This is a genomic window from Pseudacidovorax intermedius, assembly GCF_001476815.1.
GTDB classification, from domain to species: Bacteria; Pseudomonadota; Gammaproteobacteria; order Burkholderiales; family Burkholderiaceae_C; genus Xenophilus; species Xenophilus intermedius_A.
On the sequence record NZ_LDSL01000278.1, the window covers coordinates 1 to 540 of the forward strand.

2 protein-coding genes are annotated in these 540 nt (G+C 67.8%); both read left to right on the top strand.

The features are described from left to right. A partial coding sequence (locus tag NS331_RS27465; RefSeq protein ID WP_193758222.1) for a substrate-binding domain-containing protein occupies window positions 1–178 on the top strand: 178 nt, incomplete at its 5' end. Window positions 179–277: 99 nt separating this feature from the next. After that, window positions 278–540, top strand: a 263-nt coding sequence (locus NS331_RS25225; protein WP_193758223.1) for an aldo/keto reductase, incomplete at its 3' end; no start/stop codon positions are given.

Below are 540 nucleotides of genomic sequence, written 5' to 3' on the forward strand. Positions count from 1 at the left end.
GCACACGTGGCCACCCCTCACGACGGTCCGGATGCCGCTGCGCGAGGTGGGAGCGACGGCGCTGCGAGCGGTGGTTGAGAACCTCGCGTCGGGGGCTCGCGCGGACGTCGTGGTGACCGACCCGGCCCCGAACCTCGTGGAGCGGGCGTCGACGGCGGAGCCCCGCAAAAAGAACTGATCTATTCCGTCGATTCCTCGTCGATGTGTGGCTCTGAGCCCTCGATTCCTCCTAGTCATCTGATGAATGTGATGTAGGCTGGGGGAAAAGGAGGCGACCATGCGCACTCGTGCATTGCGGCACGGAACACTGCTCACCGAGATCGGCCTCGGCGCGGCTCAACTCGGGAACCTGTATCGCGAGACGACCGAGGCAGAGGTCGACGAGTCGGTCGACACCGCGTGGGACGGGGGTGTCCGGTACTTCGACACCGCCCCCCACTACGGGCTCGGTCTCTCGGAGCGACGCCTCGGCGCGCGCCTCGCGAGCCGCCCGCGCGACGAGTTCGTGATCTCCACCAAGGTCGGACGGGTGCCCGAGCC